This window comes from Psychromonas sp., assembly GCF_983033635.1.
Genome location: NZ_CEZLMY010000020.1, coordinates 7,009 through 25,712, shown reverse-complemented (window position 1 = coordinate 25,712; position 18,704 = coordinate 7,009). Strand labels below are relative to the sequence as shown.

Below are 18,704 nucleotides of genomic sequence, written 5' to 3'. Positions count from 1 at the left end.
GTTCCTGTATCAGTTCCTGTGCCAGTTCCTGTATTAGCACCTGAAGTCGTGAAGCTTGTTACGATATCCTCTTCCCCATAGGTAGATAATACACCCGAATAATTACTGACTGAGCTGCCGTTTTTAACTGTCACTGTATAGTTCGTTGGTGTTGTACCGCTATAATGATGAACTTTAACTTGATATGTGCCCGCGTCATAGTCATCTTCAAAGTAAACATTTTCAGGACCAAAACCATCTAGATCATCAACATCTAAATAACCATCACTATCAGACGATCGTTTGTTATTCCAATAAATGTCATTACCCGATGGCTCAATGAGATGCAGATCAACATCAGCATCAGTATCCCAAGTTAATGTAACTTGTATACTGCCTTCACCAACGCTTACCGCATTAAGGTTAATTGTTGCAGGTTCAGTCCAAGAAGTTGAACTTAAATCCATGTTATCCCAGAAGCCTGAAAAATCAGCAAAAGGAACTAGATCTTCTGATGCAGGGCGTACATAAGCCTGCACTACCAGATCAGTTGAGTAGTTATCAGTTAAACGCATTGGGTTGACTGTGAGTGTCTGACGATGCTGACTAGGTTGGCCAATGATTGTTCTTGATGATTTAACTGACAGCGCTTTTTCAGTTAATGTTTTAGGCAGATCACTGATTGCTGTTCTTAATGCAGTTGAACGGTTTTCGTCATTATTACCTAAATAAACTAGATGGGTCAGCTCCGTGCCGGGAATGCTAAATAAGTAGGCTAGAACTTCATAACCATCAGGTAAATTCGGCTGGATATTAAATGCTGATGTTCCGCCGCCAGTGACGGCCACTTCACTAGATACGCTTAAAGTACCGCCTTCAGTAATGCTTGGTGCTGGTATCTCTGCACTACGAGTATCTGCATCTGCAAACTCGATGACTTCAGCTAAAGTAGCATCACTGTCCACTAATGGCGCAGGAGTATCTTGTTCAGCATCATCTCCTTTTATTTGATAGGTACCTGTATAGCGAGCTACAGCACCACTAGCTAAAACGCCTTCATACTCAAATGTACCCTCTGTACCTGATGCGTTACTAGCTGTAATTTTTATCGTTTCAACACCAGCACCATTCGGATATGTAATCACTAACTCACCATTTTCGCCTGTATACGAATAATTCCAAGAGTTAACTGTGACTATATTTACACCTTCGCCTTTGATTTTGTTATTCTCAAGAAGCGTAAGTGTTAAAAGATCTCCTTCGTTAAGAATCGTTAATTGTTCATTAGAGCGCCACTTCGTGACAACTGTACCCACCCATGTTTTGTTCAGTAGAGTTACAGGTGCGGCGGCTGCACTACTATCAACTGTTCCACTATCACTAGAACCACCTCCACCACAAGCTGTTAATACAGCAACTAATGATAATAATAACAATGATAAAAAACTTCTTTTAGTTTTCAAATTAAACATATTTTGCTTCCTTTCTTGCATTAAAAATTTAGAACTTAACCGTCGGCTACTGCAACTATTAATTAATGGATTAGACCTATACTCAAATTACTGAAGATGCTCTGAATCTGCATCTTCAAGTAGTTTGGGTGTAAGTTGTTTAAGTTGGTTATAGTGCGCTAGTGCATAAAGGAATAGCTGCGTTTAATTCATTGGCATAATCTAATGCTTTTTGCTTGTCAAAGAAGAACAGATCAACATTATCAAACTGCTCTACACCATTGATATCACTTAAAACAAAGTGTGTTTTCAGGTAATCAGGGTGACTGTTATCACAGATGATATTGCCTTCGGTTGCCTCATTCTGCTCTTCTACAACACGCAAAATACCTGCTGTATCTACGATATAGTGATAAGGTGCGCCATCCGGCATACTGATCGCATTTTTTACGCCTTTTGCTGTTAATGTTCCGTCACTGTTATAGGTGATCTCCTGCACGACCGCTACATCCGTCAGCTCAATCTCATTATCAGGGTTGGTAATAAGATTGCCGCTTTCATCAATCGCATTTCCGTTCGCATCAGCAAGATCGCCGTCACCAAACCAGACTGCATAAAGTGTTTTTCCTGCTAGATACTCAGCTGAAAACTTATCAGGAACAATGTTAGTGGTGGCATTTAATGTGAATTCACCACTCTCATCGCCATCGATATAGGAGAAAGTTAAACTGCTGTTGAGCTGGTAGGATTCAAGCTTGAAAAGATTGCTATCATTGTGCAAGTAATCAGAAAGACCTGAAGTGCCGTTATTATCGTAAATTATCTCAGATACCGTGATATGACCCGTTTCTGGAGCATATTGGTAAACGCCGGATTCTGTTCCTGCCCATGAATCAGGTGCGCCATCATCACTGCTTATTTGCTCCATGATATAGGTCATATCACTATTAAATTGAAATGAAACCACTCCGTTGCTCCAGCTACCAATTAATGCTGTGCTTAATGCTTGAAGTTCAACAAGTCGAGCTTGGGCTTGGCTTTGATTTAAGTAAAATTCACCAAGCCAGTTACCCCACATAAAGCTGTCTGATGCAGTATTTATTGAGTCAATCCCCAACCAATAGCGTTGGTAAGCATTAAACCAATTCCATGGCTGATCGGAAGTCGGCTCGGCAAGGAAAAAGTTGTCCGGGCCATTAAGCACTAGCCAGCCATCTTTGAAGCCATTATCAGTAAGGGTCACGGTACTGATTGAATATTGACCGTCAGTGACAATGGAGTTATTACTGACAAAGTACCAAGTCCTAGCATTTCCCTGCTCATCATAGATAAATGAAGAGGTAGTGACGGGGAGATTATAACGGCTTAAACCTGCAATAACCTGCTCATCGATTTCTGAAAGTTGTGCTCCGCCGGAACGTGCCGCTTCTATTTGCCCGGCTAGATCAACAATAGATTGAGTTCCCCATTCAGGGAAGCTGTAACCTACCCAGATACCATTGCTTTGTTTTTGGAATACTTTGTAGGCTTGACCTGGATCTTTTACATCAACTGTAAAGTCGTAATCGCTAAGCGGGTAATGTGTCCAGGAAACGGCTTCATTACTTTCTATATCACTGACCGATTTTCTAGTCGAGCGGTACTCCTGAAATAACAGCCCATCAGGGTTGTCTGCATTGACCAATTTTACGTTAGCTTCATTTTCCATATCCAGTACATAACGTTTACCCGCTGACTCACGTACACCTTGGTCATTCAAACTTTCGCTCGTCTCGTACCAGTAAGAAGTCAAAGTATCTGCTTTGCCTGCGGCGAAGTTATAGTCAGCATATTCTTCATCCATACCATCTGTTGGATCTGCCCAAATTGGGCGCTGCACGGAAAAGGTATATGAATCGGTAGAGTTTACTGCAAATTGTATGCTTTGGTTAATGCTACCATCTGCATTCCAATCACGGAGGTCGCTATAAGAATACACGCCATTTTCGCCAATGACTTGGTTGCTATGATAGGCATACTCAGCTATCAAGCTTGCAAGTGCGGAGCGATCAAAGTCGACAATTGAGTATTGTTGGTAATCTGTATCGATTGTTTTCGTTGTCGTGTCCTGCTGCCAAGATACAGTGTTATTTTGAATCGTATCAACTAACGACAGATCATCGGGATGATTGCGTGAAGATAAGTCCATATTATCAAACACACGCCCACCACCATTATCACCGCCTTCTAGTGCCGCATCTGATTCATCTATATAATTCAGGAAGGTTTCGCCACTCGCTGTTCTATTACCAATAGCCAATGCTTGACCTACGAACTGACTGTTGCCATCAAGGTTAAAGTCATAACTCCATTCATTAATACGGCTAAAGGAGCCATCTGCTTTTAATAGATCAGATTTGCTCTCGTTACCATAGGGAGTGCCATCAGTTGTGGTATAGGTTACCTCGGTAGTAGTTTGAATATCACCATTATTGAATGTAGCTATAGTGTTTTCTTCTTGTACCTCCACTACGGTAACATTTTGGAAGGCTTGTTGAGTGAATAGGGTGGTAGTTGTTTTAGTGGTCGTAATATCTAAGACTGATTTTTCAGGATCATCTTTATAAGCATCTGCGTTATCGCCGAAGCCGTCTTTATCGGTATCCACCGTTTCTGTTGCATCTTCCGGGAAGGTATCGCTATTATCGCCAGTGCCGTCTTTATCGGTATCTACAGTCTCTGTTGCATCTTCCGGGAAGGCATCGCTATTATCGCCAGTGCCGTCTTTATCGGTATCCGTTGTCTCTGCCGCATCATTAGGGAAAGCATCTGCATTATCGCCGGTGCCGTCATTATCGGTATCTGCTTTTTCTGCCGCATCAGTGGGAAAAGCATCACCATTATCACCAGTGCCGTCATTATCACTGTCTAGCCATTCGCTTACATCGCTCGGAAAAGCATCTTTCTCATCAATAACGCCATCATCATCTGTATCGACATTTGTCGCTACGATAACCGTGCCATCTTCCTCTTTAACTAAGCGCTGCTCTTCAGTGAGTGACTGTATGATCTGTAGATTAGTTGCTAATTGTGCATCAAGATTACTGTTATCCTGATTCATTTCTTGCATTTGTAATTCAGACTCAGGTAGTACGTTTAATTCAACAATCGCATTGGCTTTAGCTGCAATATCGCCATTTTCTTCTGCAATATAATCACCTAACAAACTGGATTCAGGAATGCCTAAATCCTCAGCAACTTCTGTTACGGCCTGCGATTGCTCAAGGCCATTTTTCATTTTGATATTAACCAAGGTTGAAAGCGGCGTGATAATGGTTTGGCCTGCAGGAGCTGATAATAAGAAAGGTGTTGTGGTTGCTATGCCCTCAGGGTTAGCATCGGTGATGCTATCTTCGTCAATTGTTTGTGCAGCGATTGCTTTTACGACAACAGAATATTGCTCAGGATTGTTGATATTAGTTGTATCTAATACGGCAATGCCGCCTTCGCCGGAAAGGGCATTGGGTTCAGAGTCATCTAACTGAAAGTTACCATTAATATCAAGCCATACTTGGGCGTTACGCAGGTAACCATCAACAGCGCGCACAGAATAACTCGCGGGTATTTCAGGTGTTGGATCTGGTGTGCTATTGGAAGAAGAGCCACCACAACCAACTAATGGTGTAAGGCCTAAAGCGAGGACAAGCGGATGAAGTCTCATAATGAATTCCTTTTTCATATCATGCAAATTAACGTACTGGCAGAGTCAGATAGATGAAAAGTATGACAAGGAACAAGCTTAATCTATCCCCATTTGGGTACAATGTTGACGGGATTAATATTTGACTTGATGTTGATCAATTTTTTTGTTGATGCACAGGAGCATGTTTATGAAAGACTCTAATTTTAATGATTTAATAAAATCATTATATAGCGCTTTAGTGCAGCCAACGGGGTTTAAGGATTTTTTAAGTGAATTAATCCGACACCTTAATTTGTTGTCTGGTTCGATTGTGATGGTCAATAATAAGCTTGAAACCGCTAATATTATCTGGGTTGAAGGGGTAGATATTAGTGATGCATCCCTGTTTATTAACCGTCATGAAAAGCAGGATCCTTTGATGGCTCGCTTACAGGAATCGCTACCGGGTGAATTAATCACCATGGGCGTTCGTGAAGCAAAGCAAACGCAATTATCACATCCTGAATTCTTTCAAGATTTAAATGAAAATCTTGATATCTATTATGCAGCGGCTACCGTGTTGGCAAATGATAAGCATTGGGTCAGCCAACTGTTTTTTCAGCGCAGTAAAAATCAAGGTGAGTTTTCTTTCGAAGAGTGTTTGCTGCTGGAAAAAATTATTCCACATATTCAGCATGCGATGCAGCTCTACCACCTTAAATTAAAAAATGACAAACAGCACCTTCTAAGCGAGTTATTATTTGATCAAATTCAGTTACCCGTTATTTTATTGGATGAACAAGGTTATATTAGTCATTGCAATCAACAAGCCGAACTGTTTTTCGCTCAGCATCAATATTTAAAGAAAATTAATGAAACCCTGCATTGGATAAATGTAAGAAACGATCAACAAATTCAGCAAGCTATAAAAAAATGTCTACAAGATCAGACGATGCACAATATTCAATTGGAAACGCCAGATTGTGTACCTGTAGTATTAACATTTGTACCTTTAATTAATAAACAAAGTAATAATGGCAATGGTATTGCGCTGTTTATCTATAGCGATAATCAAACGCCATTTAACCTGAAAACATTATGTGAGTTATATAACTTATCAAGTAAGGAAGGTTTAGTTTGCTGTGAGTTAATAAATGGTCGTTCGCCCGCTGAAATAGCCGAAATAACTTACTTAAGCTATGAAACAGTAAGAACTTATATCAAACGTATAATGAAAAAAACAGATACCAAGCGGCAAAGTGAGTTAGTTGCTAAGGTATTAGCAAGCCCTGCCTGTAATCCGATCAGTACTTCAAGTTATTAAAAAAGGCGCGTACAAATTAACTTTGTGCGCGCCTTGTTTATAGCGGAACTCATCTTGCTCTTAGAAGTGTACTTCCATGCCTGCAAACAGACCTTTATTTTCTTGTTTAAAGTTGTTGATTTCAGCCTCTTGGAGGCGGTAACCAGCACGGACAGAAAAGTTTAATAACGCAGAATCTGGATTAAAAGTATAAGCAAGACCAATCTCTGCATCTGTTGCATTATCATCGGTTGTAGAGCCACCAATAACTTCAGCGAAAGCATGTATACCGACACCTGGGATATGCACTTTTGCTGCACCATAAGCTTGCCCTAAGTCGGTGCTTAAGTTGTCGTAGTCTGTTTCAACACGGGTATAAGCCAGACCGAAATCAAACTCAAATAAGCCATTATCAAACAGCTGGTAATACAAAATCGCGTTTGCTGCTGAGCTGGAAATTTCAGTTGAATCCTCACTGTACTCACTGCTTAAATCAGAATATTTTAATTTTGCATTGGGAATAAGTGGAATGAAATGCTCCAGGGCCACGTAACCCGAAAAATTATTGGTGTCATTAAATTCACCAGTATAACCGTTAGCAGTGTGGTTAGTTGTTGTTGTACGATAATCAACACCTGCATATACACCTAAAAAATCGGCCATAGTGGGCATGCTAATAACGCTGGCAACAACGGCTGCGCAGATCTGTTTTTTCATTGTTATTCCTATTTAATTTATTTGTTAATCTGTTTTATTTTTGTGCATAGTAATTTTTTTTATCGGCGCGTCAATAGTAATCTCTTCACCATTATCAAAGTACAATTTCAGCGCAACTGACTCGCCATCTTTAAGTGGCTGTTTTAATTCAAAAAACATAATGTGGTAACTGCCTGGTTGTAATTCTGTCTTATTTTCTGCCTTGATGCTGATTTGCTCAACTTGGCGCATTTTCATCAACCCGTCTTGCATCAGATGATTATGTAATTCCACACGAGCTGCAATATCACTGCTGGCAGCGATAAGTTTTATCTCTTGTGTGCCGCTATTGTTAATCATCATAAAGGCAGCGCTATTTTTGGCATGTGGCGGCGTGGCGCGCACGTAGGCATTATCAATTTTTAGCGGGCTGGCAGATGCGCTATTACTGATAAGTAAGCTGATGGTGACAAATAATAATGCAAGGTACTTCATTCGCAATCCCTGTTTTTTTTGAAGAAATAATAATAGATGATAATGGCCAGTAATATCCAAAAGCCAAATTTAAAAATGAATGAGATGCTGGTCAATAAGATAAAGCTTAAAATCAGGATCAATGCAATAACAGTTAAGCTGAGCACTGATACACCAAACATAAATAAAATAAACGCAGAGAGTAATAATGCGGCTAGTTCGAACATGAAAACCCCTTATAAAAAATGCAAAGACAGAATCCTGTGCTTTGCATTTTTATTTTTTTAACGCTTAATTAAGATGACAATAGTAATAATTAATTTTACCCAGGGGTAATAACTTAATTGTATTGCTATTAATTAACCGCGTAACGCTTTTTCACCACGCGCAATACCGCAAACACCAGAGCGAACGACTTCAACAATTTCGCTGGTATCTTCAAGGGTTGCGAGAAAGGCATCTAATTTAGAGCAGGTACCGCTTAACTGGATAGTGTAAAGATTTTGTGTGATATCAACGACTTGTCCACGGTAAATGTCAGCACAACGTTTAATCTCTTCACGTGTATCATTGAGCGTACGCACTTTAACTAACATCAGCTCGCGTTCAACATGCGGACCTTCAGTTAATTCAGTCACACGCAGCACATCAACCAGCTTATGCAGTTGTTTCATCATCTGCTCAAGGCGTGCAAGATCTGTCACTTCAGTGGTGATAGTCATGCGTGATAATGTTTTATCATTAGTCGGAGAAACGGTTAGTGATTCAATGTTATAACCACGTTGTGAAAAAAGACCAACTACGCGAGATAGTGCACCAGATTCATTTTCAAGTAATACAGAAATAATACTACGCATCGGTTTTCTCCGTTTTGCTTAGGAACATATCTTCCATGCTGCCGAATTTAATCTGCATCGGGTAAACATGCTCTTCAGGATCGATTGCGATATCTAAAAACACTACGCGATCTTTTAGTTCAAAAGCACGTGTTAATGCCGGCTCTAACTCTTCAATCTTATCAACTTTAATACCGATATGATTGTAAGCTTCTGCAAGTTTGACGAAATCAGGAACAGAATCCATATAAGAGTGAGACTGACGGCCGCCGTAGAACATCTTCTGCCATTGTTTAACCATGCCTAAGGAGCGGTTATTAAGCAGTACAATAACAATCGGAATATTGTATTGCATGCAGGTAGAAAGCTCTTGGATATTCATCTGAATTGAACCGTCACCGGTAACACAGCAAACAGTTTTTTCCGGGCGAGCAATTTTACAACCGATAGCAGCGGGCAGACCAAAACCCATCGTGCCTAAACCTCCTGAGTTAATCCACTGGCGAGGCTCTTTAAATGGATAATAGTTAGCTGCAAACATCTGATGCTGACCAACATCCGAGGTGATAATCGCATCACCATGGGTTACTTTGTATAAACTCTCGATAACTTGCTGAGGTTTAATATAGGTATCTGATGTCTGGTAAGTCAGGCACTCTTTTGCGCGCCACTGTTCAATCTGTTTCCACCATCGATCGATTTTTTTACTGTCGTTGCTGGCTTGTGTTTCTGCCAGCAGATCTAGCATCTGCTGCAAGACCACTTCCACACTACCTACAATCGGTAAATCAACGTGAATATTTTTAGAGATTGATGTCGGATCAATATCGATATGCATTATTTTTGCATGAGGACAGAACTTATCGACATTGTTGGTTACGCGATCATCAAAGCGTGCGCCCACAGCAAAAATAAGATCCGCATTATGCATCGCTAAGTTTGCTTCATAAGTGCCGTGCATTCCCAGCATACCGACATTTTGTCTATGCTGACCGGGGAAAGCACCTAAGCCCATTAACGTATTGGTAACCGGTAAGTTTAGTTTTTCAGCCAGTTCAATCACTTGCTTTGATGCATTGGCTATAATTGCGCCGCCGCCAACATATAGAACCGGTTTTTTAGCAGCTAACAGCGCGGCTAATGCACGTTTAATTTGTCCTTTATGACCACTGAGAGTTGGATTATATGAACGTAATTCAACACTTTTAGGGTATTCATAGGGAAATTTATTAAGCGGATTCTGCGCATCTTTTGGTATATCAATCACAACAGGGCCTGGGCGGCCAGTTGAAGCAAGGTAAAAGGCTTTTTTAATTGCGATTGGGATCTCTTCTGCAGTGCGGCATAAAAAACTGTGTTTTACTACCGGACGGGAAACACCAATCATATCCGTTTCCTGGAAAGCATCATCACCAATCCAGTTGGTAGGAACTTGCCCGGATATAACAACTAGTGGAATTGAATCCATATAAGCGGTTGCGATCCCTGTAATACAGTTTGTTGCGCCTGGTCCTGCTGTCACAAGTACGGTGCCGACTTTACCTGTGGTACGAGAATAAGCATCTGCCATATGTACGGCTGCTTGTTCATGACGGACTAAGAAATGCTCAATATCGCTGCATTGAAAAATAGCATCGTAAATATCCAATACTGAACCACCAGGGTAACCGAAAATATGTTCAATACCTTCATCCTGTAGTGAGCGGACAACCATTTCGGCGCCAGATAACATCTCCATAAAATACTCCTTTTATACAATTGGTAAATTGCGTCACTTTCCACCTGTATCGGGTGGAGGTGAACCTTGTTTTATAAATAAATTGCGTTACTTTCCACCTGTATCGGGTGGAGGTGAACTTTGTTTTATAAATAAATGGCTGTTAACTGTACTGTAATCAAAAATAATTGCACCAATAAAGGTGCTAAAACAGACAAATTTTTAAATTATTTCTCATATTGAGCTGAATAATAAAAGCCAGGAAAAATTAATACTGATAAGCAGCTATAAAACAACAGGAAAACTTGTGCTTGCTATAAACCAGTCAGTCTAGGAAAAAGTGGTAGAGTGGTCTATTTTTAAAATACAGTTATTTTTTAAGCTAATACAAGGAATAAAAAATGAGCAGTGAAATCCTTGTTTGTCCGAGTTGTCTCAAACCCAATAGTATAGAAAGAGAGCAGTTCCCCGATTTTCCCAAATGTGCAGCCTGCAACGCGGATTTATTATCCGATATTCCTATTGAGGCAGATAGAAAATTATTTGATAGTCTTAATGAGTTTTCAACATTACCTATACTTGCTGATTTTTGGGGGCCCTGGTCCGGCAGCAGTCATGAGATGGTGTCGATATTTGTTAAGTTAAGTAAACGTTTTAAAGGTGATGCTATTTTCATTAAAGTGAACAGTGAAAGTGAGCAGGTACTCGCGGTGCAGTTAAATATTAATGTTATTCCTGCTTTTATTTTATTTAAAGATGGCAAAGAGTACCACCGTTTAACAGGGGACCAGACTGAAACAGGATTCCACGCTTGGTTAGAACGTTATTTAAGGGTAAAAAGAAAAGTAGAGATAAACAATCCCTCCTCCGTGTAAATAATTAGCTGCTGCTATTATAAAAAGCCTGAGAATAAGCCTGAATCAGGTTTTTTATTTTCTATCTGCACTATATATTTCTGTCGATATTGGTTAAAATTCGTCTCTTTTTTACTGTCAGTCTAATTGAGATTTTTGATGTTTGAAGTCAACCCTATTTTAAATAAAGTAAAAGACCTAACTGAGCGTGCAGAATTGCTTAGGGGGTATCTTTGACTATGAAAGCAAATCTGAACGCTTAGAAGAAGTTAGTCGTGAATTAGAGTCTCCAGATGTATGGAATGAACCGGAACGAGCACAAGCACTTGGTAAAGAGCGTAGTGCCTTGGAATTAGTGGTGGAAACCATTGATGCGTTAACGGAAGGTACAGATGAAATTCAGATGCTGGTGGAAATGGCGGTTGAAGAGCAAGACCAAGATAGTTTTGATGAAGCGCTAAACGAAGCGGACGAATTAGAGAAAAAACTGGAACTGTTAGAATTCCGTCGAATGTTCTCAGGTAAACATGATGCAAGCTCATGTTATTTAGATATTCAATCAGGCTCTGGCGGCACAGAAGCGCAGGATTGGGCGAATATGCTGCTGCGTATGTATCTTCGCTGGGGTGAAGCACACGGTTATAAAACTGAACTAATGGAAGTTTCAGCTGGTGATGTTGCAGGTATTAAAGGGGCAACGATTCGCTTTTCAGGTGAATATGCTTTTGGTTGGTTACGCACCGAGACAGGCGTACATCGTTTAGTACGTAAATCACCATTTGACTCAACAGGGCGTCGCCATACTTCCTTTGCATCTGCTTTTGTTTATCCTGAAATTGAAGATGATATCGATATTCAGATAAACCCTGCGGATCTGCGTATCGACGTTTATCGTGCGTCGGGTGCGGGCGGGCAGCACGTTAATACCACCGAATCTGCGGTACGTATTACGCATGTGCCGACCAATATTGTGGTGCAGTGTCAGAATGACCGCTCACAACATAAAAATAAAGACCAGGCAATGAAACAGCTGAAAGCCAAGCTGTATGAATATGAATTGCAGAAGCAGAATGCCGAAAAACAGATTAGTGAAGATAGTAAATCGGATATTGGCTGGGGCAGTCAAATTCGCTCATATGTATTAGATGATGCGCGGATTAAAGATTTAAGAACCGGAATTGAAAGCCGTAATACGCAGGCGGTATTAGACGGCGGTTTAGATAAATTTATTGAAGCGAGCCTGAAGTCTGGTCTTTAATTAATAAACAAATTATATTGAAAGAAAAACAATAGGAAAAACCATGTCAGAGCAAAATCAAACAGAAGCACCTAAAGAAGAGTTAAATGAAATCCTAGCACAGCGTCTGGCTAAGCTTGATGCGATGCGTGAAAAGGGACAAGCATTTCCTAATGATTTCCGCCGTGAAAACATCTCTGATAATCTGCATAAGTTATATGATGATAAAACTAAAGAAGAGCTAGAAGAGTTAGCGGTTGAAGTAAGTGTTGCTGGTCGTATGATGATGCGCCGTATTATGGGTAAAGCAAGTTTTGCAACGATTCAGGATATGGGCGGTCGTGTTCAGGCCTATGTTACACGTGATAATCTGCCTGAAGGTTTTTACAACACTGAATTCAAAAAATGGGATTTAGGCGATATCATTGGTGTGAAGGGTGTTTTATTCAAAACTAAAACGAATGAGTTAAGCGTTAAAGTTAGCGAAATCCGTTTATTAACTAAAGCACTGCGTCCGTTACCTGACAAATTCCACGGTCTTTCTGATACAGAATCATGTTACCGTCAGCGTTACCTGGATCTGATTGCTAATGAAGAGTCGCGTAAGACATTTATACTGCGTAATAAAATCGTAACTGCAATCCGTAACTACTTAAATGAACGTGATTTTATGGAAGTGGAAACGCCAATGTTACAAGCGATCCCGGGGGGGGCGACAGCAAAACCATTTGAGACTTTCCATAACGCCTTAGATCTTGATATGTACCTGCGTATCGCACCTGAGTTAAACCTTAAACGTTTAGTCGTAGGTGGTTTTGAGCGCGTATTTGAAATCAACCGTAGCTTCCGTAACGAAGGTGTTTCAACACGTCATAACCCGGAATTCACTATGATTGAATTCTACCAGGCTTATGCTGATTACATCGATCTAATGAACCTGACAGAAGATATGTTACGTACTATTACTGAAAATGTATTAGGTTCAAGCGTTGTTAAATACGGTGAACAAGAGTTTGATTTTGGCGCACCATTTATCCGTATGACCATGAAAGAGTCTGTGCTTGAATACAATGAAGGCATAGAAGCAAGCGAACTTGAAAGCATGGAAGGCCTAAAAGCATTAGCGGCTCGTTTAAATGTTAATCTGAAAGATAGCTGGGGTGAAGGTAAGGTCTTAACTGAAATCTTTGAAGAAACAGCTGAGCATAAACTGCTGCAACCGACCTTTATTACTGCTTACCCTGCAGAAGTATCACCACTTGCACGTCGTAATGATCAAGATCCAAGCATCACAGATCGTTTTGAGTTCTTTGTTGGCGGACGTGAACTTGCTAATGGTTTCTCAGAGCTTAATGACTCACAAGATCAAGCACAGCGCTTTATGGATCAGGTCGCACAGAAAGATGCAGGTGATGATGAAGCTATGTTCTACGATGCAGATTACATCACTGCACTGGAACACGGTTTACCACCAACAGCTGGTGAAGGTATCGGTATCGACCGTTTAGTTATGCTATTTACTGACAGTCATACAATCCGTGACGTTTTACTGTTCCCGCATATGCGTCCACAAGCAAAATAATTAACTTGGATGTGAGGTTTTAACCTCGCCTATAAAAGCTTGATTTACAATTATGCTTGAGAGCCTCACTTAACGTGGGGCTTTTTTTTTTGGGAAGAGGGAAATAATTACATGTAATGTCTTTATTGTCATATATCACTCGCCGCTTATTGATGTTTTTATTGTGATGAATTGACTTTTGTGTATGATATTTATCGATTTTAATTAAAAATAATGGAATGTTAATGAAAAAAGTATTATTTGGAACATCTCTACTAATTGGTTTGTTTTCTACTGCTTCAGTATTAGCAAATGATTTTTCTGGCTCGCGGGTTGGACTTGGATTGTCAAAAACATCAGTTACAGTTGAGTATAATGAGGTTGAGATTTGGGATGGTGATTATGGAAACGGTTTTAAATTAGAGTATGGTTACGATTTTAACCAAATTATTGGGGTTGGCATCTCATATGAAACAAATGAGGACACTATCTTTAATGGCGAACTTGAAGGCTCATCAATTAAAGTTGGTGCCGATATCGGTTATGCTTTTCCTATTCAAGAAGTTTTTCTTAAACCTTATGGAAAACTAGGATTTGTATCTTATTCAGAAGAGTATTCTATTGATAATGACAGCACTGAATTCGATGATAATAGTGTATTTGCTGGGTTAGGAGTTCGTTTTCAATATAGCCATTTCTATACAGATCTGAGTGTTGATTTTTATGTGTTAGAGGATGGCCCTCTCGATATAGGTTACGTACAAACGGCACTGACGGCTGGTTACAAGTTTTAACCAGCAATAACCGCCGCTTATTGTTACTGAGCCTCACTTAACCGTGAGGCTTTTTTTGTTTATCATTCCTAACGCTCCGCATGGGAATGTTATTGTAGCCGAATTACTTTGTTTGTTTGTTTGTTTGTTTGTGCTTGGTTTAACCTTTGTGCTAGTGGTTTCACCCTGACGGCGAGTAACGATGAGAAACCGACACGTAGTTTCGCAGTTCGAAGAGATCATGCTTCTCAACAGCAAGAAAAAATAAGGTAAAGAGAGTTTTGTTCGTGGCACTATACTGTTGCATAACTCACAGTGCCGTCCCGTGCATTTTTTATTCTTCCTCGAAAAAAACTTCTTAACGCACCTGTTAGGACCGCACATCCTTGTGCGCAGCCGAACTTACAGAAAAGGAGGGCATGCACAGCTTAGCCCGCTCATGAGCCTGAACTGACGTTCAATTCGCTCCATGATTTCTGTTGCTAAAGTGATTTGTCGAGCAAGAAAAATGCAAACGGGAATTACGTAGCCGAATTGGTTTGGTGATAATAGGCAAAAAGCAAGATCTGCTACTTGTTAAACTGAAAAGAGGAACGCAGGTTTTAATGGTACAATGACGGGCTACATTGGCATTTAATATAGGGTTTGGAGTTATAAATGTTATTTGAATATTTACCGGTAATATCGCTGGTTATCGGTATTGCGACTGTAATGGTGGTCAGTCCGGGGCAAGATTTTGCGATGATTACGCGTAACTCGTTATTGTATTCAAGAAGAGCGGGATTAATTGGGGCTTTGGGTATCTTTGCCGCTATTTGGTTGCATGTGGCTTATTCCCTAGCGGGTATCGCACTGCTGATTGATCAGTCTCCGCTGCTTTATAATATGATTAAATATGCGGGCGCGGCTTACCTGCTTTTTTTAGGGGGAAAGTTACTGCTTGCTAAAAAGGTACAAGATACAGAGGAAAAGGGATCTGAATCCCCCGCAATTTCAGATCTGGCCGCTTTTAGAGCCGGGTTTGTCTCCAATGCTTTGAACCCTAAAACTACGCTGTTTTTCTTAAGTATTTTTACGCAAGTTGTTACGCCGCAGACACCTTATAGCATTCAGTTTGTTTTTGGATTGATTATTGCCCTTGCTCATCTGCTCTGGTTTTCGCTGGTGGCATTTTTCTTTTCGTCACAAGCATTGGCGAAGAGGATTAAAAGTATCAAGGTATGGATAGAAAGAGTAATGGGGGTTTGTTTGTGTTTATTAGCCGCAAGGCTGATGGTTTGATTTTTATTTCGTTCCTCACGCTCCGCGTGGGGATGTTATTGTAACCGAATAGGTTTGCAGCGGTGCTACACCACCACTTGGTTTCTTCCCTGCTCTTTGCCTTTGAACAAAGCAATATCTGACCGTTTAAATAGTTCATCAAAGGATTCATCAGGCTGCGCTTCAACAACTCCGATCGTCGTCGTTATGGGTATAAGCGTGCCGTTAATTTCAATAGCAGCTTGTGCTATAGAGTGACGGATTTTTTCTGCCAATATTGTTGCGCCATGCAGCCCCGTTTCGGGTAATAAAACAACAAACTCTTCGCCTCCCCAGCGAGCAAGCTTATCTTGATCGCGGATCTGTTTTTTAATAACAAGCGCACATCTTTTAAGTACCAGGTCTCCTGCATCATGACCAAATTGGTCATTAATGGTTTTGAAATGATCTAAATCCAGGGTCGCAAGCGAATAAGGCGTGCCACTACGTTTAAATCGCGCTTCCTCTTGTTCAATCACAGGGTAAATACCGTGGCGGTTAGGCACTTGGGTAAGGGCATCAGTATGTGCCATATGTTGTAAATGGGTATTAGCTTGAGTTAATGCGTTGGTTCGCTCAATGACTCTGGTTTCAAGATATAGGGTCATTTTTTGTAGTGCCAGGTTACGCCTTTTAAGCTGTTTGCTTAGATGGTTGCTCAGCACAAAGCCCTGATTAAACTTTATGCCGACCATATAGCTTTGCGATAGCACATAAATGGTTAAACCTAGGCTGGAGAAGAAGCCTGTTTGAGCAACTTCGTAAGTATATAATATGTCATTTATAACGCAGAATGCGAAAATAAAACTACCGGCTAATAATACTCTCGCGCCTTTTTGTTGTGCGTAGCAGGCCTTCGCTGTAATCAAAAGAATATAGGCAATATACAGAGGCGATAATAACTGCATAATGATTAATACAGAGGAGGTACTTTCAAGCTTCTGAATGACCAGCATTAGGCTTAACAACAGCCCTGTAGCATAACTTGCGTGAAGAACTCGCTTATTAAAATAGGCAGGAAAAATGAGATAATTAAAATGCATAATTAATGGGGCTGCGAGAAAAAAAGTGAGATATTCTATTTTGATGAGCTGAACAAGCGTTAAATTGGGCAGGTAGTTTAAAATGGTATAATTTTCTACAAAAAATTCACGCAAACCAATGGTTACACAGAGTAGCGCGAATACTAGCGGCAGTGTGTCTGACTTTCTGTGCATAAATAGAATCAGGTTATATAAGGCAACGGCTAATAAGAACCCGCCTAGAAACATGCTGTGCATCGAGCTTATTTTTTGCTCTTGAAAAAGTGCCTGTGCATTGCCCATTTTTAGTGAATACCAGATCCCCCCCTTGCTGTAATCATAGTTGGCGACATGAAAAGTGAGATTAATGACTGCTTTATTTGTAGTTAATAACAAAATTTGTGGTTGGTAAGCGGCTGTTGTTTGCGCTTGAGAGCTGCCAACTTCACCGACGGAGACCTGTAATTCATTATCTACATATAAACGGTAGGCGGTGCCAATCGTTGGTAAACTTATTGCCAGCGGCTCAGCTGTTTTTCCTATCGTAACCTGCAGATGATAAGTACCATAACCATGTGTGGAGCTGGCTTGTGTGTCGAATTGTTCAAGTTTCCAATACCCAGGAACATTGATAGATTGTGCCTGTGAATGACGAGCTTGTATCTGTTCATTAGATAAAAATTCATTATAGAAAAATAACCATTCACCGTTTAAATTTACAGACTGACCTTCTTCGATGACAGTAGAAATATCAATAGCGCCATTTTTTGCGTGGGTAATGTGTGGTGTGGTGGTGTGTTGTACGCCGTAAAAAAAAGCAATCACGCATAGGATGAAAAAAATTATGACTGTAACGCTATAAGTATAATGCTTTGCCATTGGATTTTATCATCCTAGTTTGTTGTCAATTAATTGCTTTTAGCCACCCTTTGAGGAAGGGAGCTATTTCGTTATTACCTGCTTATGCGTAATAACCACAGTCAATAGACTCTGCTTTATATAAATACTCAGTATACTGCTGAAAAAATAATTTCGAAAGGTCAACACTCCCTAATCTTATTTATTAGGGAGTTGTTATTGCCGGGGAAGTTATAAATATCAATACTGTGATTGAATAGATTACAATTAAGTATTGAACGGGTTACTTAATCCTGCAAACATTTTAAAGAGATTATAAAAATCTTTATCAGTAAATGCTCTGGTATTACACAGGAAGAATAAATGAGGGCAAGGTGTTTGATTAAGCAATAAGCAAAACATCAGTTTGTTTTGCACCACGTACTGTTTGACCTAATCAAATAGAGTGGCTGGCGTGTGTAATTAAAACAACGAAGTTATCCCGGCAATATTGAACAGATACTTCTGTAGATTGGTGTGATTGTTCTTTGTCGCTGTGCCGCCGTCATTTCGCACCAGTGAATCACAAATATCAGGCAAAAAACTTTCCGTTATAAAAAAAGCGCTCGAAAGCAGGTGTTTTTATCGTTTAAATTGTAAGGGAAGAATTACTCTTCGCCAACAACTTCAACGTTAACAACAGCAGATACGTCAGAGCCAGTGTTCATAAAGAGTGAAACAGCAATCGCGGTTTGTCGCTTTGAATCGCAGGCAAAAAACTTTCCGTTATAAAGAAAACGCTCGAAAGCAGGTATTTTATCGTTTAAATTGTAATGGAAGAATTACTCTTCGCCAACAACTTCAACGTTAACAACAGCAGATAGGTCAGAGCCAGTGTTCATGAATAGTGTGAATCGCAGGCAAAAAAATACCCGCTCGAAAGCAGGTATTTTTATCGTTTAAATTGTAAGGGAAGAATTACTCTTCGCCAACAACTTCAACGT

General features: G+C 40.2%; 14 protein-coding genes. 6 read left to right on the top strand and 8 right to left on the bottom strand.

The features are described 5' to 3' along the window. Both AC4GME_RS04605 and AC4GME_RS04600 read right to left on the bottom strand, forming a co-directional pair. On the bottom strand, nucleotides 1-1,451 hold a 1,451-nt coding region (locus AC4GME_RS04605; RefSeq protein ID WP_490379067.1), incomplete at its 3' end, for a YfaP family protein. A 148-nt stretch (nucleotides 1,452-1,599) separates the two neighbouring features. Beyond that, nucleotides 1,600-5,130: a hypothetical protein gene (locus tag AC4GME_RS04600; protein ID WP_490379066.1), complete on the bottom strand. Its 3,531-nt coding sequence runs from the start codon at nucleotides 5,128-5,130 to the stop codon at nucleotides 1,600-1,602. A 169-nt stretch (nucleotides 5,131-5,299) separates the two neighbouring features. On the opposite strand from AC4GME_RS04600, the gene AC4GME_RS04595 reads away from it, so the two are divergent. Beyond that, the gene (locus AC4GME_RS04595; protein WP_490377194.1) at nucleotides 5,300-6,415 is read left to right on the top strand and encodes a helix-turn-helix transcriptional regulator; all 1,116 of its coding nucleotides are present in this window, start codon (nucleotides 5,300-5,302) and stop codon (nucleotides 6,413-6,415) included. 60 nt (nucleotides 6,416-6,475) lie between these two features. On the opposite strand, the gene AC4GME_RS04590 is transcribed toward AC4GME_RS04595, so the two are convergent. The 5 genes from AC4GME_RS04590 to AC4GME_RS04570 form a co-directional block, all read right to left on the bottom strand. Continuing rightward, nucleotides 6,476-7,111: a TIGR04219 family outer membrane beta-barrel protein gene (locus tag AC4GME_RS04590; protein WP_490377193.1), complete on the bottom strand. Its 636-nt coding sequence runs from the start codon at nucleotides 7,109-7,111 to the stop codon at nucleotides 6,476-6,478. A 24-nt stretch (nucleotides 7,112-7,135) separates the two neighbouring features. Next, nucleotides 7,136-7,585, bottom strand: coding sequence for a copper chaperone PCu(A)C (locus AC4GME_RS04585; RefSeq protein ID WP_490379065.1), 450 nt, complete (start codon nucleotides 7,583-7,585; stop codon nucleotides 7,136-7,138). Continuing rightward, complete coding sequence (locus tag AC4GME_RS04580; protein WP_490379064.1) at nucleotides 7,582-7,791, bottom strand: hypothetical protein; 210 nt, start codon at nucleotides 7,789-7,791, stop codon at nucleotides 7,582-7,584. Before AC4GME_RS04580 ends, AC4GME_RS04585 begins: the two co-directional genes overlap by 4 nt. A gap of 132 nt (nucleotides 7,792-7,923) precedes the next feature. Beyond that, nucleotides 7,924-8,421, bottom strand: a complete 498-nt coding sequence (gene ilvN, locus AC4GME_RS04575; RefSeq protein ID WP_490377292.1) for an acetolactate synthase small subunit — start codon at nucleotides 8,419-8,421, stop codon at nucleotides 7,924-7,926. Then, nucleotides 8,414-10,138: an acetolactate synthase 3 large subunit gene (locus tag AC4GME_RS04570; protein ID WP_490377293.1), complete on the bottom strand. Its 1,725-nt coding sequence runs from the start codon at nucleotides 10,136-10,138 to the stop codon at nucleotides 8,414-8,416. Before AC4GME_RS04570 ends, ilvN begins: the two co-directional genes overlap by 8 nt. A gap of 380 nt (nucleotides 10,139-10,518) precedes the next feature. Here AC4GME_RS04570 and AC4GME_RS04565 point away from each other — a divergent pair, with 380 nt between their 5' ends. The 5 genes from AC4GME_RS04565 to AC4GME_RS04545 all read left to right on the top strand — a co-directional run bounded on the left by AC4GME_RS04565 (nucleotide 10,519) and on the right by AC4GME_RS04545 (nucleotide 15,823). Next, nucleotides 10,519-10,992, top strand: a complete 474-nt coding sequence (locus AC4GME_RS04565; RefSeq protein WP_490377294.1) for a thioredoxin domain-containing protein — start codon at nucleotides 10,519-10,521, stop codon at nucleotides 10,990-10,992. A gap of 138 nt (nucleotides 10,993-11,130) precedes the next feature. After that, a protein-coding gene (prfB, locus tag AC4GME_RS04560) for a peptide chain release factor 2 (protein ID WP_490377295.1) occupies nucleotides 11,131-12,229 on the top strand; the annotation gives its coding sequence in 2 pieces (ribosomal slippage) (nucleotides 11,131-11,205 and nucleotides 11,207-12,229; 1,098 coding nt in all). 43 nt (nucleotides 12,230-12,272) lie between these two features. After that, the gene (gene lysS, locus AC4GME_RS04555; RefSeq protein ID WP_490377296.1) at nucleotides 12,273-13,790 is read left to right on the top strand and encodes a lysine--tRNA ligase; all 1,518 of its coding nucleotides are present in this window, start codon (nucleotides 12,273-12,275) and stop codon (nucleotides 13,788-13,790) included. A gap of 224 nt (nucleotides 13,791-14,014) precedes the next feature. Further along, nucleotides 14,015-14,563, top strand: coding sequence for a porin family protein (locus AC4GME_RS04550; RefSeq protein ID WP_490377297.1), 549 nt, complete (start codon nucleotides 14,015-14,017; stop codon nucleotides 14,561-14,563). Between the two features lie 636 nt (nucleotides 14,564-15,199). Further along, nucleotides 15,200-15,823, top strand: a complete 624-nt coding sequence (locus tag AC4GME_RS04545) for a LysE family translocator (protein ID WP_490377298.1) — start codon at nucleotides 15,200-15,202, stop codon at nucleotides 15,821-15,823. A gap of 65 nt (nucleotides 15,824-15,888) precedes the next feature. On the opposite strand, the gene AC4GME_RS04540 is transcribed toward AC4GME_RS04545, so the two are convergent. After that, the gene (locus AC4GME_RS04540) at nucleotides 15,889-17,742 is read right to left on the bottom strand and encodes a sensor domain-containing diguanylate cyclase (RefSeq protein WP_490377299.1); all 1,854 of its coding nucleotides are present in this window, start codon (nucleotides 17,740-17,742) and stop codon (nucleotides 15,889-15,891) included. Between the last annotated feature and the right edge of the window lie 962 nt (nucleotides 17,743-18,704).

Excerpts from the sequence above, each read along its gene's own strand:
- lysS (WP_490377296.1), top strand. The coding sequence starts at position 12,273 with ATGTCAGAGCAAAATCAAACAGAAGCACCTAAAGAAGAGTTAAATGAA.
- AC4GME_RS04550 (WP_490377297.1), top strand. The coding sequence starts at position 14,015 with ATGAAAAAAGTATTATTTGGAACATCTCTACTAATTGGTTTGTTTTCT.
- AC4GME_RS04600 (WP_490379066.1), bottom strand. The coding sequence starts at position 5,130 with ATGAGACTTCATCCGCTTGTCCTCGCTTTAGGCCTTACACCATTAGTT.
- AC4GME_RS04540 (WP_490377299.1), bottom strand. The coding sequence starts at position 17,742 with ATGGCAAAGCATTATACTTATAGCGTTACAGTCATAATTTTTTTCATC.
- AC4GME_RS04595 (WP_490377194.1), top strand. The coding sequence starts at position 5,300 with ATGAAAGACTCTAATTTTAATGATTTAATAAAATCATTATATAGCGCT.
- AC4GME_RS04565 (WP_490377294.1), top strand. The coding sequence starts at position 10,519 with ATGAGCAGTGAAATCCTTGTTTGTCCGAGTTGTCTCAAACCCAATAGT.
- AC4GME_RS04570 (WP_490377293.1), bottom strand. The coding sequence starts at position 10,138 with ATGGAGATGTTATCTGGCGCCGAAATGGTTGTCCGCTCACTACAGGAT.
- ilvN (WP_490377292.1), bottom strand. The coding sequence starts at position 8,421 with ATGCGTAGTATTATTTCTGTATTACTTGAAAATGAATCTGGTGCACTA.
- AC4GME_RS04580 (WP_490379064.1), bottom strand. The coding sequence starts at position 7,791 with ATGTTCGAACTAGCCGCATTATTACTCTCTGCGTTTATTTTATTTATG.
- AC4GME_RS04590 (WP_490377193.1), bottom strand. The coding sequence starts at position 7,111 with ATGAAAAAACAGATCTGCGCAGCCGTTGTTGCCAGCGTTATTAGCATG.
- AC4GME_RS04585 (WP_490379065.1), bottom strand. The coding sequence starts at position 7,585 with ATGAAGTACCTTGCATTATTATTTGTCACCATCAGCTTACTTATCAGT.
- AC4GME_RS04545 (WP_490377298.1), top strand. The coding sequence starts at position 15,200 with ATGTTATTTGAATATTTACCGGTAATATCGCTGGTTATCGGTATTGCG.